The 5,107-nt window shown below is 40.7% G+C and carries 6 protein-coding genes; 5 read left to right on the top strand and 1 reads right to left on the bottom strand.

What is annotated here, in order from left to right:
• Both B2W49_RS06695 and B2W49_RS06690 read left to right on the top strand, forming a co-directional pair.
• Positions 1–247: transposase domain-containing protein (locus B2W49_RS06695; protein WP_291334089.1), on the top strand; the 247-nt coding region annotated here is incomplete at its 5' end.
• A gap of 138 nt (positions 248–385) precedes the next feature.
• A complete protein-coding gene (locus B2W49_RS06690) occupies positions 386–1,852 on the top strand; it encodes a flavin-containing monooxygenase (protein WP_291336531.1) in 1,467 nt (488 codons plus the stop codon).
• 99 nt (positions 1,853–1,951) lie between these two features.
• Here B2W49_RS06690 and B2W49_RS06685 read toward each other — a convergent pair whose 3' ends face one another.
• Complete coding sequence (locus B2W49_RS06685) at positions 1,952–3,124, bottom strand: acyl-CoA dehydrogenase family protein (protein ID WP_291336529.1); 1,173 nt, start codon at positions 3,122–3,124, stop codon at positions 1,952–1,954.
• Between the two features lie 186 nt (positions 3,125–3,310).
• On the opposite strand from B2W49_RS06685, the gene B2W49_RS06680 reads away from it, so the two are divergent.
• From B2W49_RS06680 to B2W49_RS06670, 3 genes are all read left to right on the top strand, one after another.
• Positions 3,311–3,568 carry a succinate dehydrogenase assembly factor 2 gene (locus B2W49_RS06680; RefSeq protein WP_291336527.1) on the top strand — a complete coding sequence of 86 codons (258 nt, stop codon included), beginning with the start codon at positions 3,311–3,313 and terminating at the stop codon, positions 3,566–3,568.
• Positions 3,561–3,983, top strand: a complete 423-nt coding sequence (locus B2W49_RS06675) for a hypothetical protein (RefSeq protein WP_291336525.1) — start codon at positions 3,561–3,563, stop codon at positions 3,981–3,983. Before B2W49_RS06680 ends, B2W49_RS06675 begins: the two co-directional genes overlap by 8 nt.
• Before the next feature lie 434 nt (positions 3,984–4,417).
• Positions 4,418–5,107: hypothetical protein (locus tag B2W49_RS06670; protein ID WP_291336523.1), on the top strand; the 690-nt coding region annotated here is incomplete at its 3' end.

Genomic DNA, 5,107 nt, shown 5'->3' with positions numbered 1-5,107 from the left:
TATTTGCAATAATTGGGTCGAGAATCAGATGCGTCCCTGGGCGTTGGGGCGCAAGAACTGGCTGTTTGCAGGTTCGCTGCGCAGTGGTCAGCGAGCGGCAAACATCATGACGTTAATCCAGTCAGCAAAGCTGAATGGGCTGGATCCGTATGCCTATTTAAGTGATGTGCTGAAAAGGTTACCGACACATAAAGTGACCCAGATTGAAGAGTTACTGCCACACTGCTGGAAACCTAAATTGAATTAAAAATTGGTATGGGATTCAGCGGACGCTTACAATTGACCCGAATTGATATAAATTTAAGCGACTTTTGTTGAACTTGACATTGTGTATTGTCAAATCTGTGCTTTAATAAAAAACATCATTCAAGCTGGACAATAAAACATGGATAAACAGGTTGATATATTAATTATTGGGGCAGGAATTTCTGGCATTGGTTTGGCTGCACATTTGAGTCAAAATTGCCCGCAGCGTTCTATTGAAATTATAGAGCGTCGTCAAAGCTTTGGTGGTACTTGGGATTTATTTCAATATCCTGGTATTCGTTCAGATTCGGATATGTCGACCTTTGGTTATAATTTTAAGCCTTGGAAAAAAACCAATGTACTTGCCGATGGTGTATCTATTAAAGGCTATTTAGCCGAAGTCATTCAAGAAAAAAACTTACATTCAAAAATTCGTTTTCAGCATCGTGTGCTATCTGCTAATTATGATTCTCAAACACGTAAGTGGTCACTACGCATACAAAATGCAGAACAACAGATTGAAACTTGGGTGGCTCATTTTGTTTTAGGCTGCACAGGCTATTACAATTACGATCAAGGTTTTCAGCCAGATTTCCCGAATCAACAGGCATTTAAAGGTTCATTTATTCACCCTCAGCATTGGCCTGAAAATTTAAACTATAAAGGCAAAAAAGTGGTCATCATTGGCAGTGGTGCGACCGCGATTACCTTGGTTCCAGCGATGGTGAAAGGTGGAGCAGGGCATGTCACTATGCTACAACGCTCACCGACTTATATAGCTTCGGTGCCTTCGGTCGATTTTATTTACTCAAAAATGCGTAATTATCTGCCTGAGGAGGTCGCCTACAAGCTGACTCGTGCACGTAATATTGGTATGCAACGCGCCATTTATGCTTTAGCACAAAAGAAACCAAAATTACTTCGTACTTTGTTGCTGAAATCTATCCAATTTCAGCTCAAAGGCAAGGTGGATATGAAGCATTTCACACCAAAATATAATCCGTGGGATCAGCGTTTATGTGTCGTGCCTGATGGTGATTTATTTAAGATTTTGCGCGAAGGGCATGCTTCGATTGAAACTGATCAAATCGATAGATTTACTGAAACAGGTGTGCAATTAAAATCAGGTAAGCATTTGGATGCCGATATTATTGTGACTGCCACGGGTTTGAATATTCAAATTCTAGGCGGTATTCAAGCCACGATTGATGGTGAGCCTTTGGACACATCGAAGCACATGCTGTATCAAGGTGTGATGATGAGTGATGTGCCGAATATGGCAATGATTATTGGCTATATTAATGCATCTTGGACACTTAAGGTGGATGTGGCTGCGGATTATATTTGTCGTTTGCTCAATTATATGGATCGGCAAGGTTATGACGAGGTAATTCCTCAAGCTGATGAAACTGAGTTATTGGAAGATACGGTGATGGGCAGTTTGAGTTCGGGTTATATCGCACGTGCTGTTGATGTGATGCCGAAGCAAGGCAAACATGCGCCATGGAGAGTGACAAACAATTACTTAGAAGATCGCAAAACATTAAAACATGCAAGTTTTGAAGATGGTATTTTAAAGTTCAAACAGACTGTGCCTGCACCGTAGCGTAAACCTAAATTAGTGTCTTAAATTGTCGGGTGCAGAAGTTATTTGGTGCAAGGGATTTTAAAGCTCTTGTACCATTTTCATGTTGAGGTGGGAATTTTATAAAGAACGTGAAATTAGTTCTTTCATAATTTCATTGGTGCCTGCATAAATACGATTGGCCCTATTGTCTAAGTAAGCACGTGCAATTGGATACTCAAGCATATAACCATAGCCACCATGCAGTTGTAGACATTCATCCACTACTTTAGAATACATCTCTGAAATTTTATATTTGGCAGCTGCAGCAGCTTCGACACTGAGTTGATCTTGAAGTTGTAACTGCATACATTGATCTAAAAAAGCACGACAAAAATCAATTTCGGCACGTAATTCTGCCAGTTTAAAGCGCGTATTTTGAAAGTTTTGGATACTTTTGCCAAAGGCTTGTCGTTGCTGAGTATATTGCAGTGTATGCGCAAAAGCAGCTTCCGCACCTGCTTGGCAAATAATTGCGACAATCAAACGTTCCCAAGCCAGTTCTTTCATCAACATGATAAAGCCCATGCCTTCTGTGCCCAATAAATTACTGCGAGGCACGCGGACATTATCAAAAAATAATTCACAAGTGTCCTGACCTTTCATCCCAATTTTATTCAGTGGTTTGCCTTTGGTAAATCCCCTACGGTCTGCTTCTACGAGTATTAAAGACAGATTAGCTGAACCTTTGTCGGTGTTCGCGGTTTTACACACCACAATTGCCATATCGCACAAATAGCCATTGGTAATAAAAATTTTAGAACCATTAATCACGTATTCATCACCATCCAATACCGCAGAGGTGCGTACAGCTTGTAAGTCTGAACCTGTACTAGGTTCAGTCATGGCAATCGCTGTGATGACTTCGCCTGTTGCCATACGGGGCAACCAGTGTTGTTTTTGTTCAGTCGTTCCAAAGTTATTAATGTAATTGGCGACAATATCTGAATGCAGTGAAAAACCTGTGGCACTGTCACCTGCATAGGCTTGTTCTTCAATCAAAATCATGCTGTATAAGCGGTCTACACCTGAACCTGCATATTCTTCAGGCATGGTGCTACACAGCAAGCCCAAAGCGCCTGCTTTACGCCATAACTCACGGTCTACATGCTGCTGCGCTTCAAATTTTTCAGTATGAGGGATGACTTCTTGCAAATAGAATTTTCGTACCAAATCACGAAAACCTTCGTGTTCAGCATTGAATAAGGTGCGCGGTAACATATTAGCAATGGGGCGAATAGCGGCAGATTGCATGGTTTCATCTTCTTGATGTTGTTATTGTGGATTCACCTTAGAAGAATTTATAGGGGTGAACAAGGGGCAAAAGTTTCAATTGCAGATGCAATATGATGCTTTTGGTCATTGCTGCATAAAAGTCATCGAAACTTTAAAGGGGGTCGGTTAAACTATCCTGAGTTTAATTTTGAATGGGGGAACAGCATGAGTGATGACATTAGCTTAGAAGAACGCAAAGTAATTTACCGAGCCCGTCGTGGTTTAAAGGAAATTGATGTCTATTTTGACCCGTATGTGAAAAATCACTATTTGACTGCCAGTGTGGAAGAAAAACAAATGTTTGCGGATTTAGTTGCGCAGGAAGACCCAGATTTGTTGGATTGGTTTATGGAAGTGTCTGAGCCACCACGTCCTGAGTTGAAAGATTTTATCCGTAAACTAAAGCATTATGTGCATGGCTAAGCAGCAGTTTCAGCTGAAACCTAGTGTCATCGCAATAGTGTTTCAGCTGATGATCGCTCTACTCATCGTCTGGCTTTTACTGCAAGTATTAAGCCTATGGTTAAGTATTATATGTATTATTATTGTGGCTTGGACCTATTTTAAGTTTGTCCGTGCTCGTAGAATTCTTGGCTTAGATCAATTAGATGACCGTGAATGGTCAATTTCCTATCTCGTGCCCCGTGTCCCATCACAACATCTCAAAAGTACAGCTCGTCAAACAGAAATTCAGCGTGTGGAACTACGTCAAGTGATAGATCATCAAATTTATATCGTCTTGGAATTTCAGCAAGCCTTTAAACCTGTGGTGATTTGGTGTGATCAAGTTTCTAAGACGCAGTGGAAGGCGCTAAAAGTATTGGCGAAAATGCTCTAATTTGCAGACAGCTGTATATTTTTATTAATTAAAAAACAATAATTATCATAAGGATAAAATTATCATCTATTTTTCGTGTCCTGACTAGTCATTTTATGTTGGCATAAAAGATTACACCTATCCCTATTTTCAGTTATATTAATTCCTGAACGGTTTAGATCATTACAAATCAGATTCCTGAAATGTACAGATTTAAATTTGATCGAAAGATTTTTTAAGATAAGCCTGAAATGGGCACCAGTTAATAAGTAGCATGTGCTGAACCGTCGCAATGCTACTTTTTTTTGTCTAAATTTTGTCGGATGACAGATTTCAGTCAATTTAAAACATGGCAAAGTTATCCATCTGAAGCAGCAAGTAGACGCTTTTATTCAGATATTGCTTCTGCTATGTTTGTTGCAATGGACATAAACACAATTATAGAGGACAGGAAAATGTCGCAAGTCCAAAAAATAGGCCAGGGTGTGGCCATATTTGCAATCACAAGTTTATTATTATCAGGTTGTTCACAAGTGATCAAAACAGGTGCCAATGTCGCACTTGGATTTACTGAAAAACATATTGTACCGCCAATTTTAGCGATGGAAGATGCTGAAATGGTGTGTAATTCTGGTAATTCCTTAACTCCTGCCATTATGGCGACTAAAGATATGGGCGCAGACCCAACCCGTGTTGCGGTACTGATGTACTCGGCGGCAGGCATTTGTGCCGAAGAAAAAGCGTTAGATGCGGAATTGCGTTATTTACGTGCAGCAAAAGCAGGGCAAGTGGGTGAAGCGCAAGATGCGCGTATTCAACAAAAGCGTTGGGCGGCTTTGGCTGCACAGCGTCAATACACAGGCTATCAATTATTTCAGCATCGTTGGGAAAAGAAATACCGAAAACCTTTGGGCGAAGGTTGTCCAAAAATGAACAGTGATATTGATCAAACGGTGTACATGTTGGGAATGTTGAGTGGCTTGCAAGCTATGACCAATGATATTAATTCAGGAGGGGCAGTGCATGTGCCTAAAGACATTGCCGCGATTGTTGAACGTGGCATGACCTGTTTAAATAATGAAAAATTCTGGGGTGTACCAGAGGCCACACGTGCCGTAATATGGACTTTGCTTCCAGGTGCGGGA

The organism is Acinetobacter sp. UBA801 (genome assembly GCA_002296655.1).
Taxonomy (GTDB): Bacteria; Pseudomonadota; Gammaproteobacteria; order Pseudomonadales; family Moraxellaceae; genus Acinetobacter.
The sequence above is the reverse complement of the archived record's forward strand: the minus strand, read 5'-3'. Positions and strand labels throughout refer to the sequence as shown.

What these genes read in the sequence shown, in the direction of transcription:
- B2W49_RS06690 (WP_291336531.1), top strand. Translation starts at nt 386, where the DNA reads ATGGATAAACAGGTTGATATATTAATTATTGGGGCAGGAATTTCTGGC.
- B2W49_RS06685 (WP_291336529.1), bottom strand. Translation starts at nt 3,124, where the DNA reads ATGCAATCTGCCGCTATTCGCCCCATTGCTAATATGTTACCGCGCACC.
- B2W49_RS06680 (WP_291336527.1), top strand. Translation starts at nt 3,311, where the DNA reads ATGAGTGATGACATTAGCTTAGAAGAACGCAAAGTAATTTACCGAGCC.
- B2W49_RS06675 (WP_291336525.1), top strand. Translation starts at nt 3,561, where the DNA reads ATGGCTAAGCAGCAGTTTCAGCTGAAACCTAGTGTCATCGCAATAGTG.